The sequence below is a fragment of the Methylophaga sp. UBA5088 genome (assembly GCF_002414625.1).
Lineage (GTDB): Bacteria > Pseudomonadota > Gammaproteobacteria > Nitrosococcales > Methylophagaceae > Methylophaga > Methylophaga marina.
This window is the reverse complement of the sequence record NZ_DIAC01000088.1, coordinates 11,650-11,938: the sequence shown is the minus strand read 5'-3', so window position 1 is coordinate 11,938 and position 289 is coordinate 11,650.

The window sequence follows — 289 nt, the reverse complement described above, 5'->3', positions numbered from 1 at the left end:
TCTGTGGATAACTCTGTGATTAAGTTTGGAGTTACTCTCTAAGTGCCTCTCGTACAAGGGCTCTTCTCGAAATGGTTAAAAAATAACCATATAATTTTACCCTTTAAAATCAGACAGTTACAAAGCCTGCATTAAAAATCAGTCGCTTAGGGGAACTTTTTAATAAAAGCATGACAGAAAAAAGACAAGTGTATAACTCTGTAGAAAAGTGTTGACATAGAGTAATGACCAGTACAAAACAAAAAGCCCGGTAGTGAACACTACCGGGCTTTTTTTATTTCACTATTTT